Here is a 19,131-nt window from a genome sequence, read left to right as displayed (position 1 = left end):
TCGGCCCAACTGCCGGAAGGGAACGGCTCAGTGTCGGTTCAGCGCCTCCCACCTAGGTTTCGCAGCATGCCCACCCAGGACCACACCGCCGCATCATGGCGGTGGATCCTGGTGCTGTGTGCCGCGGGAGCCCTGTACTGGCTGGCCCTGCTGGTCCTGATCGCCACCTCCGACGTACGGATGCTGCCGATCGTGCTGCTGCTCGGCGCACTGGTCTTCCCCGCCGCCGTCCTGGCCTACCTCAACTGGTCCACGCCCCGGCCGGTGGTGAGCGGCGTCCTGGTGGTCGGGGTCACCATCCTCAGCGGCGTGGTCGGGGTGCCGCTGAGCAACATCCTCGAGTCCTTCGCGGACGGCCGGACATCCGTAGCGACGACCCTGGCCGTGGCCGGGATCGAGGAGTCGTTGAAGCTCCTGGTCCCCGGGCTGGTGCTCGCCGCCGGGATGGCACGGGACCGCCGGGCAGGAGCGGTGATCGGCGTGGCCGCCGGGGCCGGCTTCGCGATCCTGGAGATGCTGGGCGCCGGAGTCACCTCGCTCCCGGCAGGCTCGGCGCTCCGGTCCCTGGACCGTGGCCTGCTGGTCCGCGACGTCCTCCATCCCGCCTGCCACCTCGCCTGGACCGGGGTGGTGGCTGCCGCCCTCTGGCAGGTCCGGGACCACCCCCGGCCCGGGGCCCTGGCCGCCCTCCTGGCCGGATTCGTCGTGGTGGTGGCCCTGCACGCCGCAGCCGATTCCTCCCCCGATGTACTGTTCAGCGTGCTCGTCGCGACGGCGAGCCTGGCACTGCTGGTCGTCGCGGGGCGGCGGACCAACTGCCCCGACCGTGTCGCGGCGTGACCGCCGGCCTCGTCCGCCTGCTTGCCGCCCCTACCCGCGAACCGGAAGTGACGTAGCGTGACACGAGTGTTCGGCCTCACCTCACATTGGACGATGGCAGTCGTGGCACTCGTCCTGCTCGGCATCCTCGTCTGGGCGGTGCTCTGGCTGCCGCGCCACCGTGGCGGTGCCGTCCGGGCGGCCCTCGCCCAGGTCCTGGCGCTGTTCCTCACCACCTCCCTGTCCCTGCTCCTGGTCGGCCTGGTGCTGAACCGCGACAACGGCTGGTACACCAACTGGTCAGACCTACCGGGGACCGTACCCGGCTCCTCGACCACGCACTACACCCGGGGCGCCCACACGCGTCCGGCCAAGCCGGCCGAGCTGGTCACCGGCAGGGCCACGGCACTGCAGGCCGCCCCGGCCTCGAACCACGCCCTGCCCGGCTTCAACGCCCACGCGACCGGCGGCCAGTACCTCACCGTGACCATCGCCGGCGACGCGTCGGGCATCAAGCAGCCCGCCCTGGTCTGGCTGCCGCCCTCGTACGCCTCGCACCCCGACCGGTTCTACCCGGTCATCCTCGGCTTCCACGGCATCCCCGGTAGCCCGAGCGCCTACCACGAGAAGTTCGACATCGGCACCACGCTGACCAGCCTCACCGCAGCCAAGCAGCTCCGCGAGGCGATCGTCGTCGTGCCCACCACCTTCGTCCCCGGCAACGACAGCGAGTGCGTGGACGGCACCACCGGCCCCAACCCCGCCCCGTGGGAGACCTACGTCGACACCGACGTACGCAACTGGGTGCGGACCAACCTGCGCACCGTCGACAGCCCTGACGCGTGGGCAACTGTCGGGTACAGCGCCGGAGGCTTCTGCGCAGCCATGCTGCCGGTCCGTCACCCCGACCACTACAGTCACGGCATGGTCATGTCCGGTTACTTCGCCCCCGAGTGGACGGCGCACCAGCAGTACCTCCCCACCGGCGACAAGTCGTACGACCTCACCACCATCGTGGGCACCCACCGCCCGAAAGCGGCCCTGTGGGCGTACGCGGCGCGCGACGACAAGCAGGCGATGACCGCCCTGGCCGGCTTCACCAAGGCCGTCAGGCCGCCGACGACGATGGAGACGCAGACCCAGCAGACCGGTGGGCACCGCTGGGACGTCTGGCTGCAGGGCCTGCCGCTGGGGCTGCAGTGGCTCGGTACCACCGATGCCCAGTTCGCCTGGCGCGCCGCATGACGACCCCCGCCCGCCGGCTCGTCGCGGAGCTGCTCGGCTGGTTGTACGTGGTGGCGACGATCGCCGCGGCCATCGACTGGCTCCGCCGGCGGCTGGCGCCGCACCCACGCGGCCCGTGGCCGATCCAGGACTTCTTCATCACCCTCAACGTCCCGGTCACCGCCTCGCTGGTCTCGGTGGCCGGACTGGCGGTCCTCACCGCGGCGATCCTGAAACGCAAGCGGTTCGCACTGAAGATCATCGCCCTGTTCCAGGTCATCGGCATCGCCTCGGACGTGCTGGCCTTCTGGTACACGCGCACGCACCGCACCCAGCCGGACATCCCGTTCATCGAGGAGAACCACGGCTGGGTCGCGCTGGCGAACATGGCCCTGTCCATCGGCCTGTTCGTCCTGATGGTGTGGCTGCGCCCCGTCTTCCCGGCCCGCACCCGCCGCGGCTCGTGGGGGGCCGCGCTGGCGATCCTGGCCGGCGGGCTGCTGCTCGACCTGGGCCTGACCCACCTGCTGCTGCGCACCGTCACCGATGCCAAGGGCCCCGCCTGGCAGATCCTCTCCGTGACGCTGCTCCATGCTGTGGGCCTGCCCGCCCCGCGGATCTGGCACGTGAGCGTCGGGCACCTGGTCCCCGAGGTGACCGGTGCGATCGCTGGCCTGTCGCTGCTGCTGGCCGTCGCCGCGTTCCTGCGGTCGGCCACCTTCCGGGGCGAATGGCGCCAGGACAACGAGGTGGCACTGCGCGGCCTGCTCACCGAGTTCGGGGAGGAGGACTCCCTGGGCTACTACGCGACCCGCCGCGACAAGATGCTGTTCTTCTCGGAGAACCGCCGGGCCGCGATCGCCTACCGGGTGGTCGGCTCGGTCTGCCTGGCCAGCGGCGACCCGATCGGTGACCCCCGGCTGTGGCCGGACCTGGCCCGGGCCTGGGAGCGGTACGCGCGAGAGTACGGCTGGGCACCGGCCGTACTGGCCAGCTCTGAGACCGGGGCGAGGATGTACGCCGCCGCGATCGGCTCGGAGGTGATCCACCTCGGTGACGAGGCGATCCTGCACCCGGAGCGCTTCCGCCTGGACTCCACCTCGATGACCCCGGTCCGGCAGGCCTCCCGCCGCGTCCGGCGCGCCGGGGTCACCGTGCAGCTGCGGCGGGCCGAGGACCTGGAGCCGGACGAGCTGGAGCGGCTGGACCGCCTCGCCACGGGCTGGCGCACGGGGGGCCCCGAACGCGGGTTCTCGATGGCGCTGGGTCGCTTCGGCGACCCGGCCGACGGCCGCGTGCTGGTGGTCACCGCCCTGGACGATGCCGGTGAACCGATCGCCCTGCAGACGTTCGTGCCCTGGGGGCGGCGGGGGCTGTCCCTGGACCTGATGCGTCGCTCTCCGCAGGCCCCCAACGGCATCAACGAACTGCTGGTGGCCGAGCTGATGGCCTGGTGCGAGGAGAACGGCGTCACCCGGGTCTCGCTCAACTTCGCGTTCTTCCGCCAGGTCTTCACCGACGCCGAGCGGGTCACCGCCGGCGCCCTGACCCGGTTCAACTCGCAGGTGCTCACCTGGCTGGACCGCTTCTGGCAGATGCGTCGGCTCTACCTGGCCAACGCCAAGTACCAGCCCAGCTGGCAGCCTCGCTACCTGTGCCTGCCCGCGCTGATCGACCTGCTGTTCGTCAGCATCGCCGCCGCCGAGGCCGAGGGCTTCCTGCCGTTGCCCCCGTGGATCAACCCCGAGACGTCCGCCGGACGACTCGACGCCGCCCACCTGGACCGCGCACGGGAGCTGGAGACCGTGCGTCCCCTCGCGGAACTGCACCCCAGCCGGGACGACCAGACCCGGCACCGGCTGCGCCACCTGGAGGAGCTGACCGCCTCGGGGCGCGCCGGCTATCCGCTCGGCCGCACCGAGGTCACGCGCCTGGCCGAGGCGGCCCTCCCGTCACTCGATGATTCCCCAGCCGCCGACGCCCCGACGCTGTCGCTGGCCGGGCGGATCCGTACGATCCGCGACCACGGCGGGGTGTGCTTCGCCGACCTGGTGGACGGCCGGGCCCGCGCCCAGTTGTTGCTCGACGCCGGCGTGCTCGGCCACGACGAGGTGCGCGACTTCGCCCGGATGATCGACTCCGGGGACCTGGTGCAGGTGGAGGTCCGGCCGGTGACCTCGCGGACCGGGACCCCCTCCCTGCAGGTCGCGTCCTGGCGGATGCTGTCCAAGTCGCTGCGCCCGGTGCCCTGGCAGGGCTTCGACAATCCCGATGCCCGGCTGCGCAACCGCTCCCTGGACTTCGTGGTCCACCCCGACGAGGCCGATCTGCTGCGTGCCCGGTCGCGGGCGATCGAGGCGGTCCGTACGACGATGCGCGAGGCGGGCTACCAGGAGGTCGAGACCCCGATCCTGCAGACCGTCCACGGCGGGGCGAGTGCCCGCCCGTTCCGTACGACCATCAACGCCTACAGCACCGACCTGGTGCTGCGGATCGCCCCCGAGCTCGCGCTGAAGCGCCTGCTCGTCGGCGGCCTGGGGCCGATCTTCGAGCTCGGCCGGAACTTCCGCAACGAGGGCGCCGACGCGACCCACAACCCGGAGTTCACCTCCCTGGAGGCGTACGAGCCGTTCGCCGACTACACCGACATGCGCCTGCTGACCGAGCGGCTCGTCCGGGCCGCCGCGATGGCCGTGCACGGACGCGAGGCGGTGCCGCTCGACCTGGGCGGCGGCCGGGGAAACGAGATGGTCGACATCTCCGGGGAATGGGCGGTGGTGCCGGTGTGCGAGGCTGTCTCGGAGGCCGTCGGGCGCCCCGTGGACCTGGACACCGACATGGAGGTGCTGCTCGAGCTGGCCCGGGAGCACGAGGTCCACGTCCGCGACGACTGGGGGGCGGGGGCCCTGATCGAGGAGCTGTACGGGGAGCTCGTCGAGCCGGTCACGGTGCTGCCGACGTTCTACACCGACTTCCCGGCAGAGACCTCGCCGCTGTCCGGTCCGCACCGGACCAAGCCCGGCCTGGTGGAGCGCTGGGACCTGGTGCTGGGCGGCATGGAGCTGGGGACCGCCTATTCGGAGCTGACCGATCCGATCGAGCAGCGCCGCCGCTTCGTCGAGCAGTCCTGGAAGGCCGCCGCGGGGGACCCCGAGGCGATGGAGGTCGACGAGGACTTCCTGCGTGCGCTCGAGGTCGGCATGCCGCCGGCCGGCGGGATGGGCATCGGCGTCGACCGGCTGGTGATGGCACTGGTCGCCCGGCCGATCCGCGACGTGCTCACCTTCCCGTTCGTCCGCCCGCAGGGCTGAGGACGGGGCCAGGAACGTCACGGACGTCGGCGTCTGGAGGCTTCAGGCGGACAGCGGAACTCGGTCAGAGCGACGTCGGAGCCGGCAACTGCCCGGCGTCGCGCGCGGTGAACCATGCGGCGGCGCGAATCTCCAGCCAGATGGCCAAGGTCACGCAACCGAGCCAGCCCATCATCAGGCCACCGAAGATCGGGGTCTCCGGGGCGGCCCGGAGCAGGATCGTGCCCGAGTCGACGAACAGCAGCGCGGTGCCGACCAGCGCCGCGACCAGGGTCGCCACCGAGTTGCCGGCGAACAGCGGATCCGCCCACGGGATGGCGGCCCGTACCCAGCTCCGCGCGGTGTCGGCGAAGGTCAGGACCACGCCGCCGCACAGTAGCGCGACGGCGTACGTCACGTTGGGCAGCAGCACGATGCCGCACAGCACCACCAGGGCCACGATCGCGATGACACTGTCGCGCTTGGGCAGCCGATCGGCCCACCAGGCCGCGATGGACAGGGCCGACCCCACACAGATAGCGGCGGCACCCGGGCCGATCCCCACCCAGTCCGGCCCCAGCGCGGTGGTCGAGTCGAGCAGCGTCCCCCACTGCCAGGCATCGCCCAGCGCGGCGGAGGCGGCGGTGGCGGCCAGCACCAGGGCGGCGCCGGCGATCCCGGCCGGGCGCCGGGGAGTGGTGAGGAGCCGGGCCAGCACCGTCGCGACCAGCCAGGCCGCCAGGACGACGGCGATGCCGGCCAGGACGGGGCGGTGGGCGGCGTACCAGGGAACCGCACCTGCCGACAGCAGCGCGATCGGCCAGGTGGTCAGGGCGGCACCCAGGATCGGTGCGTGGCGCCACGCGCGACGCAGCACCATCACGGCGGAGACCAGGAGCAGGGCGACCAGCACGCCGCCGTGGGCCAGCAGGATGGGCCGGCGGTCCTGCAGCACCGACACGGTCCGCAGCAGGTCGGCGGCCCTCTGGGCCGAGACCGGTCCGGGGACCACGCCCAACGACGCCGCACGGGTCGGGCCGACCATGGCGTCCTGGCCGCCCAGGACATCGGCGATCGCGGCGCTGACGTCGGACAGCGTGATGACGCCCGGTTCGCGGGTGGTCTCCGAGGAGAGCGCACCGGCCCGGGCGGTGCCGTCCGGATCGACCCGGTAGGCCGCCTGGACCGAGGAGAGCTTCAGCTTGTCCGCCCGGGGGACCCCGCCGCTGTCGCGCACCAGGGGGCCGGCCGGACCGAGCCCCACGACGACCACGGTGGCCCGCTGGGCGTCGACCAGGTGGCGGATCGCCTCCCCGGAGGACACCGCGGCGTCCACGATGGTGACCCGGCAGTCGGTGGGGTAACCGCCGGCCTGCCAGGCGGCCAGGTCGGAGTAGCGCTGGACCGTGCCGTCCCGGTCCGCCGCGGCCAGGGCGGCTCCCGGGCCGACGGCCAGGATGCACCGGTCGCCGGTCGGTTCGGTGGCGTCGGCGAGGCGCCGCTCGTTGCGGCCCAGGTCCAGGGTCAGCGCGCTGTTGATGGATGCCAGCTGCTGCCAGTTGGTCACGGCGGCGCCGCCCACCCCGCCGAGTCGTACGCCGGGCGAGAGGGTGACCTGGGGTTCGCACTCGGCACCGGTACTCGCCAGCCGGCCCGTGCCGAGGCTGAGCCAGGCCGCGGAGACGCACTCGCCGATGTTGCGGTCGGTGGCCACCACGCCGTACGCCGAGGACGTCGAACGCGACTCGAGGACCGTACGGTCGACCGGGCCGAGCTCACCGCGTTCCCCCACCCCGATCACGACAAGACGGGAGGTGGAGACGGGTACGGGCGTGACCTGCACCGGTCGTGCGACGACCATCAGCACGCCGAGCAGGACGGCCAGGCCGACCAGGTGTCGCAGCCAGCGGTGCCGGAGCCAGCGCGGGCGGGACCAGCCCGACGCGCGCACCACTCCGTCCCCGGGCGGAGTCAGTCCCGCACCCGGCGTGCTGGCGGCCACGGCGTCAGGACACCTGCTGCAGGTAGCTGACCAGGCTGGTGAAGAACGGGACGCCGTCGGTGGTCGGCGAGGCGTCCGGATCCACGTTGTGCTCCGGGTGTGGCATCAGTCCGACCACGTTGCCGCGCTGGTTGGTGATCCCGGCGATGTCGTTGGCCGAACCGTTCGGGTTGCCGATGTAGCGGAACACGACCTGGTCGTTGTCCTCCAGGCGCTGCAGCGTCTCGGCGTCGGCGATGTAGTTGCCCTCGCCGGACTTCAGCACGATGGTGATCTCCTGGCCGACCTCGAACGCGTTCGACCAGACCGAGTCGCGGGACTCGACCCGCAGCTTCTGGTCGCGGCAGATGAAGGTCCGCGAGGCGTTGCGCATCAGCGCGCCGGGCAGCAGGTGGGCCTCGGCCAGCACCTGGAAGCCGTTGCAGATGCCCAGGACGGGCATGCCGTCGTTGGCGGCCTTGATCAGCTCACCCATGACCGGCGAGAAGCGGGCGATGGCGCCACAGCGCAGGTAGTCACCGTACGAGAACCCGCCCGGCAGGATCACGGCGTCGACGCCGTCGAGCGTGTCGTTGCCGTGCCACAGCGCGACCGGCTCGGAGCCGGTCAGCCGGACGGCGCGCGCCGCGTCGCTGTCGTCGAGGGTGCCGGGAAAGGTGACGACGCCGATACGGGTGGTCACTCTTCGACCCGGACGTCGAAGTTCTCGATCACCGTGTTCGCCAACAGGCGCTCCGCCGCCTCGCGGACCTCCGCCAAGCGCTCCTCGGTGACGTCTCCGTCCACCTCGATCTCGAAACGCTTGCCCTGCCGCACCGACAGTCCGGGGAAACCGAGCCTGCCGAGAGCGCCGGTGACTGCCTTGCCCTGGGGGTCGAGGATCTCCGGCTTGGGCATCACGTCAACAATTACACGGGCCATGGCGCTGATCCTAGCGCCTCCCGGCGGTCCGCGATGGCACACCGGATCCGTGGGACGACGCCGATGCCGGGGCGGCAGCGGCGGGCTGCCAGACGCAGGACGGGTCGGACCCGAGCAGGTCACCGGCGACGGCGAACGCCCGGGAGCGCGACCCGCCGCAGACCTCGCGGAACTCGCACACCCCGCAGGCGCCGCCGAACTGCTCGGGCCGGCGCAGCGCCTGCAGCGTCGGGGAATCGCGGTAGATGGCCCGCAGACCCGCCTCCTTCACCGAGCCGCAGTTGAACGGCAGGAAGCCGGAGGGGTACACGTCGCCGGTGTGGTCGATGAACACGAAGCCACGCCCGGCGTTGACGTCGATCGGCGGCCGCGGGACGCGCGTCGCGACGATCGGGTGACCCAGCACGGAGACGGTGTCCGCCACCAGGCGCTCGTGCAGGGCGCCGGTGGCCGGCATCGCGGTCCCTTCGGCCCGGGCGCGGGCCCGCTGGATGACGACCCGGCGGTACTGCGGCGCCTCGGTGGTCTTGATCGCCACCAGGGAGGAGACATCCGCCAGCCAGTGCAGGACGTCCTCGACCTCGTCGGCCTCCAGCGCCTGGAGCTGCTGGCCGCGACCGGTCGGGACCAGGAAGAACACGCTCCACAGGCCCACGCCCATCTCGAGGGCATCGGCCAGCAGTTGCGGGAGCTCACCGACGTTGTCGCGGGTGACGGTGGTGTTGACCTGCAGGCGCATGCCCTGTTCGCGGACCATCGTGGCGGCCTCGCGGGTCGCCGCGTACGTCCCCTCGAACCCGCGGAAGGCGTCATGCGTGGCGGGCCTGGCACCGTCGAGGGACAGCGAGACGGCCTTGGCGCCGGCGGCGTGCAGGCCCGCCAGCCGGTCGGCGGTGAACTTCGGGGTGACCGAGGGCGACAACGCCACCGACAGGCCGGCGGCCGAGCCGTGCGCCACCAGCTCCGCCAGGTCGGCCCGTTCGAACGGGTCCCCACCGGTGAGCACGACCAGCGGGCGCGGGGTGTCCCACTGCGCGATGTCGTCCAGCAGCGCCTTGCCCTGCTCGGTGCTCAGCTGGCGCGGATCGGCACGGGTCTGGGCGTCGGCGCGGCAGTGCTTGCAGACCAGCTGGCAGGCCCGCGTGACCTCCCAGATGACGATGAACGGCTTCTCGTCGATGTCCTGGTGCTGGGTCCGCACGACCCTGGGGGGCATGGTGCGAGTGCTCGTCGTCATGGCGTCTCCGATCAGCCTATTCCACGGTCTTCCCGTGAATAATAAGCTCCCGGGACTCGGCGCGCGACCCGGGTGCGCCCGGCGGGCGGATGCGGACCTGGTTCACCCCCGTAGCGGCCACGTGGGTGACCCGATGCGGACGCTCTTCGGTGCTGCGGACCTTGTAACGGCAGCAGGCACGCACAACGTCCGCAACGCCAACGGCACCAGCCCGGACCCGCCCCGCCAGGGCAGCGCGACAGCACAGGATCAGTCGAACGACATCCCGGTCAGCTGCTCGTACGCCGTGACGTAGCGCTCGCGGGTCTGCTCCACCACCGCGGCCGGCAGCTCGGGCGGGGCCTGGCCGGAGTTGCGGTCCCAACCGGACTCCTTGAGCAGCCAGTTGCGGACGAACTGCTTGTCGTACGAGTCCAGGCGCCCGCCCGGCTCCCAGGTCTTGGCATCCCAGAAGCGCGAGGAGTCAGGGGTGAGCACCTCGTCGGCGAGCACGATCGTGCCGTCGGGGCGTACGCCGAACTCGAACTTGGTGTCGGCCAGGATGATGCCGCGCTCGCGGGCGATCTCCTCGGCGGCGCGGTAGATGTGCAGGGTGAGGTCGCGGATCGCCTCGCCCGTCTCGCGCCCGACGGTGCCGACCATGGTCTCGAAGTCGACGTTCTCGTCATGCTCGCCGAGCTCGGCCTTGGTGGCCGGGGTGAAGATCGGCTCCTCCAGCCGCGACCCGTCGACCAGGCCCTCGGGGAGCGGGATGCCGCAGACCGTAGGGGACTGCTGGTACTCGGCCCACCCGGAACCCGTCAGGTAGCCGCGGGCAACGCACTCGACCGGGATCATCTGCAGCTTCTCGACGACCAAGCCGCGGCGGTCGACCAGAGCCGGCACCTCGGTGGAGATCACGTGGTTGGGGACGATGTCGCGCAACCGGTCGAACCACCACAGCGACATCTGGGTCAGGATCGCCCCCTTGTCGGGGATGGTCGAGGGCAGTACCCAGTCGAACGCCGAGATGTTGTCGGTGGCGACCATCAGCATCCGGTCGTCCTCGGGCAGGGCGTAGAGCTCCCGCACCTTGCCGGCATGGATCAGTGGTAGTCCCAGTTCCGCGAATTGGCTCACGGGGCCATCCTGCCACCACCCGCCCCTCCCCCGCCGCGTAGGCGCCACGGGACGTACGGGATGCCCGACGTACGGGATCCCGGCGTACGGGATCCCGACGTACGGCGCCCGACCCGACCGGACCCGGCCCGACACCCCCGCCGATCCCCGAGCGTCCAACCCACCGGCACCGCACTGGTGTTGACTGGGCCCATGGACTCCTCACGGCGCGCCGCCATCGTGTACAACCCGACCAAGGTGGACCTCGACACACTCCGTTCGGCCATCTCCTCCGCCGAGGAGACCCACGGCTGGGGCCCCTCGCTGTGGATCGAGACCACCGAGGAGGATCCCGGCACCGGGCAGGCCCTGCAGGCGGTCGAGCGCGGCGCGTCGATGGTGGTCGCCTGCGGCGGTGACGGCACCGTACGCTGCGTCGCCCAGGGGGTTCACGGGCTGGACGCGGCGATGGGGGTGATCCCCCAGGGGACCGGGAACCTGCTGGCGCGCAACCTGCACCTGCCGCTGGACATGGAGGAGGCCGTGGAGGTGGCCTTCGGCGGCACCGAGGAGTCGATCGACATCGCCACCGTCGACGTGATCCGCCCCGACGGCAGCCGGGAGAGCGCCGACTTCGTCGTGATGGCGGGTGTGGGCATCGATGCGCAGATGATCGTGAACACCGACGAGGACCTCAAGAAGAAGGCCGGCATCCTGGCGTACGTCCAGGCGCTCGGCAGGTCGGTCGGTGGCGGGGACCGGCTGCGGGTGCGGTACCGGGTCGACCAGGACCGTCCCCGGCGCGCCCGGGTGCACTCGGCGATGATCGGCAACTGCGGGGAGCTGCCCGGCGGGATCGTGCTGCTGCCGGACTCGCGCGCCGACGACGGCCGGCTGGAGATGGTGCTGCTGCGTCCCGGCGGCCTGCTCGGCTGGCTGCAGATCGTCGGGCGCGTCGCCCAGCACGCGGTGCTGCGGCGCAGCGACGTGGCCCGCAAGATCACCGGCCCGGACAAGCCGATCCGCGCCCTGCACTACCTGATCGGCCAGGACATGGAGATCCAGTTGACCCACGCCGAGCCGTTCGAGCTGGACGGCGACCTGTTCGGCGAGGTGCGGGCGTTCCGGTGCACGATCGAGCGGTCCGCCCTGCGGGTGCGGACCACCACTCCGCCGCCGGAGCAGGCGCCGGGTTCGCCGCACGCGGATCGCGCCGGGCGCTGAGCTCCGGGTTCTTGATCGTGCACCCAGGACGGTGCACGATCAAGAACCCGGGGCCCCGAAGCGGTCAGCAGTGAACCGTCAGAGCACCGACCCCGGCACGTACGCGGCGGCGTCGGGGTGGGCGTCCAGGATCTCCTGGATCCGCGCCGAGAGTCGCTCGACCTGGCCTCGGGCCGTCCCGGTCAGGTCCAGCGGGTCGGTGACCAGGCCCGCCAGCTCCTCGCTGGACAGGCCCAGGCGCGCGTCGCCGGCCAGGCGCTCGAACAGGTCGTTGTTCTTGCGGCCGGTCTCGCGCATCTCCAGGGCGACGGCGACCGCGTTCTCCTTGATCGCCTCGTGCGCCTGCTCCCGGCCCACGCCCTTGCGGACGGCGGCCATCAGCACCTTGGTGGTGGTCAGGAAGGGCAGGTAGCGCTGCAACTCGGTCTCGATCACGGCCGGGAAGGCGCCGAAGTCGTTCAGCACCGTCAGGAAGGTCTCGAACAGCCCGTCCAGGCAGTAGAAGGAGTCGGGCAGGACGATGCGGCGGACCACGGAACAGGAGACGTCGCCCTCGTTCCACTGGTTGCCCGCCACCTCCGAGATCATCGACAGGTAGCCCTTGAGGATCACCGACATGCCGTTGACGCGCTCGCAGGAGCGGGTGTTCATCTTGTGCGGCATCGCCGAGGAGCCGACCTGGCCGGGCTGGAAGCCCTCGGTGACCAGCTCGTTGCCGGCCATCAGCCGGATCGCGATGGCGACGTTCGAGGGACCGGCGGCGACCTGCACCAGGGCGGAGACGACGTCGAAGTCGAGCGAGCGCGGGTAGACCTGCCCGGTGGAGGTGAGCACCTCGGTGAAGCCCAGCCGGTCCGCGACCCGGCGCTCCAGCTCCTCAAGCTTGCCGGCATCGCCGTTCATCAGGTCGAGCATGTCCTGGCTGGTGCCGACCGGGCCCTTGATGCCGCGGAGCGGGAAGTGCTCCAGCAGCTCCTCGATCCGGGTGTACGCCACCAGCAGCTCGTCGGCACCGGTCGCGAAACGCTTGCCGAGGGTGGTGATCTGCGCGGCGACGTTGTGCGAGCGCCCGGCGATGGCCTGGTCGGAGTACTGGGTGGCAAGGCGCCCCAGCTGGGCCAGCGCGCTGACGATCCGGTCCCGGACCACCTTCAGCGACTCGCGGGTCTGCCACTGCTCGACGTTCTCGGTCAGGTCGCGCGAGGTCATCCCCTTGTGGATGTGCTCGTAGCCGGCGAGGGCGCAGAACTCCTCGATCCGGGCCTTGACGTCGTGCCGGGTGACCTTCTCGCGCTCGTTGATCGAGTCGAGGTCGACCTGGTCCACCACGCGGCGGTACGCCTCGATCACCGCGTTGGGGTCGTCGCCACCGAAGTTCACGCCGAGGTCGCGCTGGGCCTCCAGGACGGTGATCCACAGCCGGCGCTCGGCGACGATCTTGTTCTCCGGGGACCAGATGCGGCGCATCTGCTCGCTGGCATAGCGGGTGGCGAGGACATTGGGGACGGTCACGATGGGCCTTTCGGGGCGAGGTGGGGGCTCGGGATGATCGCTGCCGGCGACGGGCCGCCGGGGCAGCGGCTGGCTCAGAGCGTGATCCGGCCGCGGGCCGCGCGCAGGGCGATGTCGGAGCGGAAGAACCCGCCGGGCAGGTGGATGTCCTCCAGCCGGTGGTAGGCGTTGGACCGGGCCTGGGGCAGCGAGTCGCCGGTGCCGACGACCGTCAGCACCCGGCCGCCGGCCGAGACCAGCTGGCCCTTCTCGTTGCGGGCGGTGCCGGCGTGGATGACGCCCTTGACGTCGGGGGTCAGGCCGACGATCACGTCGCCCTTGCGCGGGTTGTCCGGGTAGCCGTGCGCGGCGAGCACGACACCGACCGCGAAGCCGGAACCGAACCGCAGCGGGACCTCGGGGTCGAGCTGGCCGGTCGCGGCGGCATACAGCACCTGGCCCAGCGGGGTGGAGAGCCGGGCCAGCAGCGGCTGGGTCTCCGGGTCCCCGAAGCGTACGTTGAACTCCACCACCCGCAGGCCCTTGGAGGTCAGGGCCAGCCCGGCGTAGAGCAGGCCCACGAACGGGGTGCCGCGGCGGGCCATCTCGTCGACGGTCGGCTGGATGACCGTGTCGACGACCTGCTGCTTGATGTCGGCCGGGGCCCACGGCAACGGCGTGTACGCACCCATGCCGCCGGTGTTGGGGCCGCGGTCGTCGTCGCCGACCCGCTTGAAGTCCTGGGCCGGGTCGAAGGGCAGGACGTTCTGGCCGTCGCAGATGGCGAACAGGCTGACCTCGGGGCCGTCCAGGTACTCCTCGATCACCACGCGCCCGCAGGCCGCGGCGTGGGCCAGCGCCTCGGCGCGGTCGGAGGTGACCACGACGCCCTTGCCGGCGGCGAGGCCGTCGTCCTTGACCACGTACGGGGCGCCGAACTCATCGAGCGCCGCGGCCGCCTGCTCCGGGGTGGTGCAGACGCGGGAGGCGGCTGTCGGGACGTGCGCGGCGGCCATCACCTCCTTGGCGAAGGCCTTCGAGCCCTCCAGGCGGGCGGCCTCCTTGGAAGGGCCGAAGCAGGCGATGCCGGCCGCGCGGACTGCATCGGCGACGCCGGCCACCAAGGGGGCCTCGGGACCGACGACGACGAGCTCGACCCCCAGCTGGGTGGCGAGGGCGGCGACGGCGGCCGGATCGTTCTGGTCGACCGGGTGGTTGGTGGCGAACGACTCCGTCCCGGGGTTGCCGGGGGCGACATGCACGCTCGCCACGGCGGGATCATGGCTGATGGCCAGGGCGAGCGCGTGCTCGCGGCCACCGGACCCGACGACGAGAACTGACTTCGGCTGCATCACAGTCCCTAAGCCTACCGATTCCGGCGATGCCCGTCGGACGGTCGACCTGACGGCGGTCAGGCACCTTGGCGCACAGCACGACAGCGTGGGATGCCGGACCGGGCAGCGGACGCCGGGCAGCACGCAGCACGCAGCACGCAGCACGACAGCCGCGGACGCTACCGCCAGTTGCGGACCTTGTAAGGTCCGCAACTGGGCAGAGCATCCGCGGCTGTGTCGGATCTCCTGGCCAGGATCAGCGCTTGACGCGCGCGTTGCCCTTCCAGATGGCCCAGACCTGCTCCTCGTCGGCGGGAGCGCCGTAGTCGTAGAGGGAGGTAGCGGCCAGGGCGCCGGTGGCCCAACCGAACTGGGCGCACTGCTCGACCGTCCAGCCCTTGAGGATGCCGTACAGCACACCGCCGACCGAGCCGTCGCCGCCGCCGATGCGGTCGATGACGTCGATGTCGCGCAGCGAGCAGACGACGAACTCGCCCTCGCCCCACAGCACCATGCCCCACTTGTGGTGGTTGGCGGAGACGACCTCACGCAGCGAGGTGCCGATGTACTTGGCGTTCGGGTAGACCTTCTGGACCCGGCCGATCATCGCCTTGAAGTCCTCGATCTTCTCGTCGATCGACTTGCCGCCGGCTTCCGGGCCCTCGATGCCGAGGCAGAGCTGGAAGTCCTCCTCGTTGCCGTAGAGGATGTCACAGACCTCGGCGATCTCGTGGAACGCCTTCGAGAGCTCCTCCTCGCGGCCCTTCCAGAAGGAGGCGCGGTAGTTCAGGTCCATCGCGACGACGGTGCCGTGGGCCTTGGCGGCCTTGGCGAGCTCGACGCAGAACTTCGAGGTCTTGGGCGACAGGGCGGCGATCACGCCGGACATGTGGAGGATCTTGACGCCCTCGTCACCGAAGATCCGGTCCAGGTCGAACTGGTCGACGCTGAGCTCGCGACCAACCTCGCCGGAACGGTCGTTCCAGACGCGCGGTCCGCGGCCACCGAAGCCACCGTCGGCGATGTTGAACTGGTGGCGCAGGCCCCACGCGTCGCCCTGGGGCAGGTCCTTGCCCTCGTACGACATGTGGCGGGACAGCAGGTTCGACTTGATCATGGCCGAGATGGGCGAGCCCTCCACGAAGGAGGTCAGCACCTTGGTCGGCTCGCCCAGGTAGGACACCACGGAGGCGACGTTGGTCTCGGCGGAGGTGACCTGCATCAGGAAGTGGTCGGCGGTATGCACCGGCTGGCGGTTCTCAGGAGTGATGCGCACACCCATCGACGTCGGCACGACGAGCGCCCACTGGGCATCCTCACGAAGCTGCATGGTTGGACCTTCCTGATCGACTCACGGTTCTTCCTGACCGTACGGACACCGCCGGTCCTCGGGCAGCAAGTTGCCGGGACTTGGCAGTGATCAGGAAAGAACGGAACAGGACTGGACGCGGTGCTCGGGTCAGTCGGGGAGGTGAGGCAGGCGGTCCGAGGGCTCAGACCTCTTCGGACTCGACGGACTCGACGGCCCGGCGCGCACCGCTGTCGCGACGCGTGGCGAGCAGTTGCAGGAACACCGGGATCAGCGAGACCAGCACGATCACGATCGCGATCACGTCGACGTGGTTGGCGATGATCGCGAAGCCACCCAGGGTCGCCCCCGCGATCGACATGATGGCGACCCAGAGCAGCCCACCGAGGGCGTTCCAGCCGAGGAAGTGGCGGTACGGGTGACGCACCATGCCGGCGACCAGCGGGACGTACGTCCGGACGACCGGGACGAAGCGAGCCATCACCAGCGAGCGGCCGCCGTAGCGGTGGAAGAATTGCTCGGCGCGGGTGAGGTGCTCGGTCTTGAGGACGCGGGCGTCGTCCTTGAACAGGCCGCGACCGAACCGGCTACCAAGGAAGTAGCCGGCCTGGTCGCCCAGGAACGCACAGACGAAGGTGACCCCGATCAGCACCCAGAGGTTCAACCCGAGGGAGAAGTGCAGCAGTCCGGCCGTGAAGATCAACGAATCGCCGGGCAGGAACGGGAACAGCAGCCCCGACTCGATGAAGACCATCAGGGCGATCCCGACCAGCGCCCATGGCCCCAGCTGGTGCAGCAGGGCTGCCGGGTCACCGAGGTAGTGCAACCCGGGAATGGCCAAGGGCGTGAGTGCGAGAAAGTCCATGCTTTCGATGGTCGACCCGAAGTCTGTGAAACTTCTAAGCGGATCCCGTGAGTGAAACGAGATCAAGATCTTCCTCAGCTTGTTCCCAGGAAGAGGTGCTATAGATCCGTGTCAAGTTCGGTGAGCCTCACCGCCGCCGACATGGCCAGCCAGAACAGCGTCTCGTGCACGTCCGCGGCATGGTTCCAGGACCGCGAGTCCCAGGCCTCGCCCACCAAGGTGTCGGCACTGAAGAGGATCTGTCCGATCCGGACCCCGCGGTAGCGGGCGACGGCCTGCAGCGCGGAGGCCTCCATGTCCACCAGGGCGCAGCCCTGCGCGATCCGCCGCGCGACCCGCCCGCGGGTCTCCCGGTAGATGGCGTCCGTGGTCCACACCCGCCCGGCACTGAAGCCGACCCCGGCCTCGTCGAGCGCCTCCTCGCAGGCGCGGACGCCGAGCGGATCGGCCTCGATCACCGGCGCGGGGGGTGCGTACTGGGAGCTGGTGCCCTCGTCGCGCAGCGCACTGGTCACCACGAACGGGTGGCCCAGCACCAGGTCGGGGACGAGCACGCCGGCGGAGCCGACCGCGACGAAGCGTTGCACGCCCCGCGCGATCAGCTCCTCCATGATCATCACCGTGTGCGGGGCACCGATGGCCGGGTAGCAGAAGCCGACCCGGACCCCGCGGTGGTCCCGCTCGTAGAGCGGCCGCGGCTCGAGCATGTCGCTGACGTGGCGGCACACCCGCGACCCCTCCCGTTGCCCGACCGACCGTACGGTCTCGGGCAGGAAGGCGAGCACCACCGTGTCCGGCACGACCGAGGGCGGGTACATGGCCGAGGGCTCCAGGATCCCCTCCTGGTCCAGGTCGTCCGCGATGTCGGCGGTCGAGTCGAGCCCGAATCCCCGATCGATGGGTTCCCCGGCCATGCTTCCTCCTCGGACGTACGTGCAGGGTGGGACGGCCTCAGGCGGAGACCGGACCGATCAGGTCGTGCAGCATGACGACCTGCTCGCGCCCCGGCCCGACGCCGATGCCGGAGATCCGACAGCGGCACAGCTCCTCGAGGCGACGCACGTAGCGCTGCGCGTTGACCGGCAGGTCCTCGAACGTACGGCACTCGCTCAGGTCCTCGGTCCAGCCGTCGAGGTACTCGTAGATCGGCTTGGCGTGGTGGAAGTCGGTCTGGTTGGCGGGCAGCGTCTCGACCCGCTCCCCGTTGATGTCGTACGCCACGCAGACCGGGATCCGGTCCCAGCCGGACAGCACGTCGAGCTTGGTCAGGAAGATGTCGGTCGCACCGTTGTAGGTGGTCGCGGCCTCGACGACGAGCGCGTCGAACCAGCCACAGCGACGCTTGCGGCCGGTGGTGACGCCGTACTCGTGGCCGATCTCGCGCAGCTTCTCGCCGTCCTGGTCGAAGAGCTCGGTCGGGAACGGGCCCTCGCCGACGCGGGTGGTGTAGGCCTTGGCGATGCCGATGACCCGCTCGATCCGGGTCGGGCCGACACCGGAGCCGGTCAGCGCGCCGCCGGCGGTCGGGTTGGAGGAGGTGACGTACGGGTAGGTGCCGTGGTCGACGTCGAGGTGGTGCGCCTGGGCGCCCTCGAACAGGACGGTCTTGCCCTCGTCCAGCCCCTTGTTGAGCACGCGGGCGACGTCAGCGACGTGCGGGCGGACGCGCTCGGCGTACTCCAGCAGGCCCTCGGTGATCTGGACCGGGTCGACCTCGCGGCGGTTGTACATCTTGACCAGCAGCTGGTTCTTCTGGGCCAGCGCGGCCTCGACCTTCTGGCGCAGGATCGAGGCGTCGAACAGGTCCTGCACGCGCAGGCCCAGCCGGTTCACCTTGTCCGCGTACGCCGGGCCGATGCCGCGGCCGGTGGTGCCGATCTTCCGCTTGCCGAGGAAGCGCTCCCCCACCTTGTCCATCGTGGTGTGGTACGAGGTGATCAGGTGGGCGTTGGGCGAGATCAGCAGGCGGTCGGTGTTCACCCCGCGCGCGGCCAGCTCGTCGATCTCCTGGAACAGCACGGCCAGGTCGACCACGACGCCGTTGCCGATGCAGGGCACGGCGTTCTCGTTGAGGATGCCGGAGGGCAGCAGGTGCATGGCGAAGGACTCGCCGTTCACCACCACCGTGTGACCGGCGTTGTTGCCGCCGGAGTAGCGCACCACGAAGTCGACCGAGTCGCCGAGCTGGTCGGTCGCCTTGCCCTTGCCCTCGTCACCCCACTGGGTACCGATAACGATCACTCCGGCCACGATTGCCACCTCTCGCACGTGCGACGTTCCCGCGACAGCGCCACGGGTGCAGTTGAGCGGAGCCCAC

At 70.9% G+C, this 19,131-nt stretch carries 13 protein-coding genes and 2 pseudogenes; 4 read left to right on the top strand and 11 right to left on the bottom strand.

Features of this window, described 5'->3' with window-relative positions:
• Nucleotides 1-66: 66 nt before the first annotated feature.
• The 3 genes from GA0111570_RS00485 to lysX all read left to right on the top strand — a co-directional run bounded on the left by GA0111570_RS00485 (nt 67) and on the right by lysX (nt 5,354).
• On the top strand, nt 67-840 hold the full coding sequence (locus GA0111570_RS00485) for a PrsW family glutamic-type intramembrane protease (protein WP_092605284.1): 774 nt from the start codon (nt 67-69) through the stop codon (nt 838-840).
• Nucleotides 841-933: 93 nt separating this feature from the next.
• Entirely contained in the window at nt 934-2,064 is a 1,131-nt protein-coding gene (locus tag GA0111570_RS00480; RefSeq protein ID WP_092605282.1) for an alpha/beta hydrolase, read from the top strand.
• Nucleotides 2,061-5,354, top strand: coding sequence for a bifunctional lysylphosphatidylglycerol synthetase/lysine--tRNA ligase LysX (gene lysX, locus GA0111570_RS00475; protein ID WP_092605280.1), 3,294 nt, complete (start codon nt 2,061-2,063; stop codon nt 5,352-5,354). Before GA0111570_RS00480 ends, lysX begins: the two co-directional genes overlap by 4 nt.
• A gap of 64 nt (nt 5,355-5,418) precedes the next feature.
• On the opposite strand, the gene GA0111570_RS17515 is transcribed toward lysX, so the two are convergent.
• The 5 genes and pseudogenes from GA0111570_RS17515 to GA0111570_RS00450 all read right to left on the bottom strand — a co-directional run.
• On the bottom strand, nt 5,419-7,335 hold the full coding sequence (locus GA0111570_RS17515) for a hypothetical protein (RefSeq protein WP_175557253.1): 1,917 nt from the start codon (nt 7,333-7,335) through the stop codon (nt 5,419-5,421).
• 4 nt (nt 7,336-7,339) lie between these two features.
• Nucleotides 7,340-8,017 (bottom strand): phosphoribosylformylglycinamidine synthase subunit PurQ, encoded by a 678-nt coding sequence (gene purQ / locus GA0111570_RS00465; protein ID WP_092605276.1) that lies wholly within the window; start codon nt 8,015-8,017, stop codon nt 7,340-7,342.
• Nucleotides 8,014-8,268, bottom strand: a pseudogene (gene purS, locus GA0111570_RS00460) (phosphoribosylformylglycinamidine synthase subunit PurS); the annotation flags it as partial. The pseudogene purS and the gene purQ, both read right to left, overlap by 4 nt.
• Nucleotides 8,267-9,493 carry a TIGR04053 family radical SAM/SPASM domain-containing protein gene (locus tag GA0111570_RS00455; RefSeq protein ID WP_245702954.1) on the bottom strand — a complete coding sequence of 409 codons (1,227 nt, stop codon included), beginning with the start codon at nt 9,491-9,493 and terminating at the stop codon, nt 8,267-8,269. The pseudogene purS and the gene GA0111570_RS00455, both read right to left, overlap by 2 nt.
• Before the next feature lie 264 nt (nt 9,494-9,757).
• Nucleotides 9,758-10,612 (bottom strand): annotated as a pseudogene (locus GA0111570_RS00450) (phosphoribosylaminoimidazolesuccinocarboxamide synthase); the annotation flags it as partial.
• 192 nt (nt 10,613-10,804) lie between these two features.
• Here GA0111570_RS00450 and GA0111570_RS00445 point away from each other — a divergent pair.
• Nucleotides 10,805-11,815, top strand: a complete 1,011-nt coding sequence (locus GA0111570_RS00445) for a diacylglycerol/lipid kinase family protein (RefSeq protein WP_175557252.1) — start codon at nt 10,805-10,807, stop codon at nt 11,813-11,815.
• 78 nt (nt 11,816-11,893) lie between these two features.
• On the opposite strand, the gene purB is transcribed toward GA0111570_RS00445, so the two are convergent.
• The 6 genes from purB to GA0111570_RS00415 all read right to left on the bottom strand — a co-directional run bounded on the left by purB (nt 11,894) and on the right by GA0111570_RS00415 (nt 19,064).
• On the bottom strand, nt 11,894-13,327 hold the full coding sequence (gene purB / locus GA0111570_RS00440; protein WP_092605266.1) for an adenylosuccinate lyase: 1,434 nt from the start codon (nt 13,325-13,327) through the stop codon (nt 11,894-11,896).
• Between the two features lie 74 nt (nt 13,328-13,401).
• Nucleotides 13,402-14,658, bottom strand: a complete 1,257-nt coding sequence (gene purD, locus GA0111570_RS00435) for a phosphoribosylamine--glycine ligase (protein ID WP_092605264.1) — start codon at nt 14,656-14,658, stop codon at nt 13,402-13,404.
• A 238-nt stretch (nt 14,659-14,896) separates the two neighbouring features.
• Nucleotides 14,897-15,970 carry a PfkB family carbohydrate kinase gene (locus tag GA0111570_RS00430; protein WP_092605262.1) on the bottom strand — a complete coding sequence of 358 codons (1,074 nt, stop codon included), beginning with the start codon at nt 15,968-15,970 and terminating at the stop codon, nt 14,897-14,899.
• A 163-nt stretch (nt 15,971-16,133) separates the two neighbouring features.
• Complete coding sequence (locus tag GA0111570_RS00425) at nt 16,134-16,814, bottom strand: DedA family protein (RefSeq protein WP_092605260.1); 681 nt, start codon at nt 16,812-16,814, stop codon at nt 16,134-16,136.
• 98 nt (nt 16,815-16,912) lie between these two features.
• Entirely contained in the window at nt 16,913-17,728 is an 816-nt protein-coding gene (locus GA0111570_RS00420; RefSeq protein ID WP_092605258.1) for a nucleoside phosphorylase, read from the bottom strand.
• A gap of 37 nt (nt 17,729-17,765) precedes the next feature.
• Complete coding sequence (locus GA0111570_RS00415; protein ID WP_092605256.1) at nt 17,766-19,064, bottom strand: adenylosuccinate synthase; 1,299 nt, start codon at nt 19,062-19,064, stop codon at nt 17,766-17,768.
• Nucleotides 19,065-19,131 lie beyond the last annotated feature (67 nt).

It is taken from the genome of Raineyella antarctica (assembly GCF_900092135.1).
Lineage (GTDB): Bacteria > Actinomycetota > Actinomycetes > Propionibacteriales > Propionibacteriaceae > Raineyella > Raineyella antarctica.
The sequence above is the reverse complement of the archived record's forward strand: the minus strand, read 5'-3'. Positions and strand labels throughout refer to the sequence as shown.

Bases quoted from the DNA above. Each gene is read 5' to 3' on its own strand.
- GA0111570_RS00485 (WP_092605284.1), top strand. From the start codon at position 67: ATGCCCACCCAGGACCACACCGCCGCATCATGGCGGTGGATCCTGGTG.
- GA0111570_RS00480 (WP_092605282.1), top strand. From the start codon at position 934: ATGGCAGTCGTGGCACTCGTCCTGCTCGGCATCCTCGTCTGGGCGGTG.
- lysX (WP_092605280.1), top strand. From the start codon at position 2,061: ATGACGACCCCCGCCCGCCGGCTCGTCGCGGAGCTGCTCGGCTGGTTG.
- GA0111570_RS00455 (WP_245702954.1), bottom strand. From the start codon at position 9,493: ATGACGACGAGCACTCGCACCATGCCCCCCAGGGTCGTGCGGACCCAG.
- GA0111570_RS00445 (WP_175557252.1), top strand. From the start codon at position 10,805: ATGGACTCCTCACGGCGCGCCGCCATCGTGTACAACCCGACCAAGGTG.
- purD (WP_092605264.1), bottom strand. From the start codon at position 14,658: ATGCAGCCGAAGTCAGTTCTCGTCGTCGGGTCCGGTGGCCGCGAGCAC.
- GA0111570_RS00430 (WP_092605262.1), bottom strand. From the start codon at position 15,970: ATGCAGCTTCGTGAGGATGCCCAGTGGGCGCTCGTCGTGCCGACGTCG.
- GA0111570_RS00425 (WP_092605260.1), bottom strand. From the start codon at position 16,814: ATGGACTTTCTCGCACTCACGCCCTTGGCCATTCCCGGGTTGCACTAC.
- GA0111570_RS00420 (WP_092605258.1), bottom strand. From the start codon at position 17,728: ATGGCCGGGGAACCCATCGATCGGGGATTCGGGCTCGACTCGACCGCC.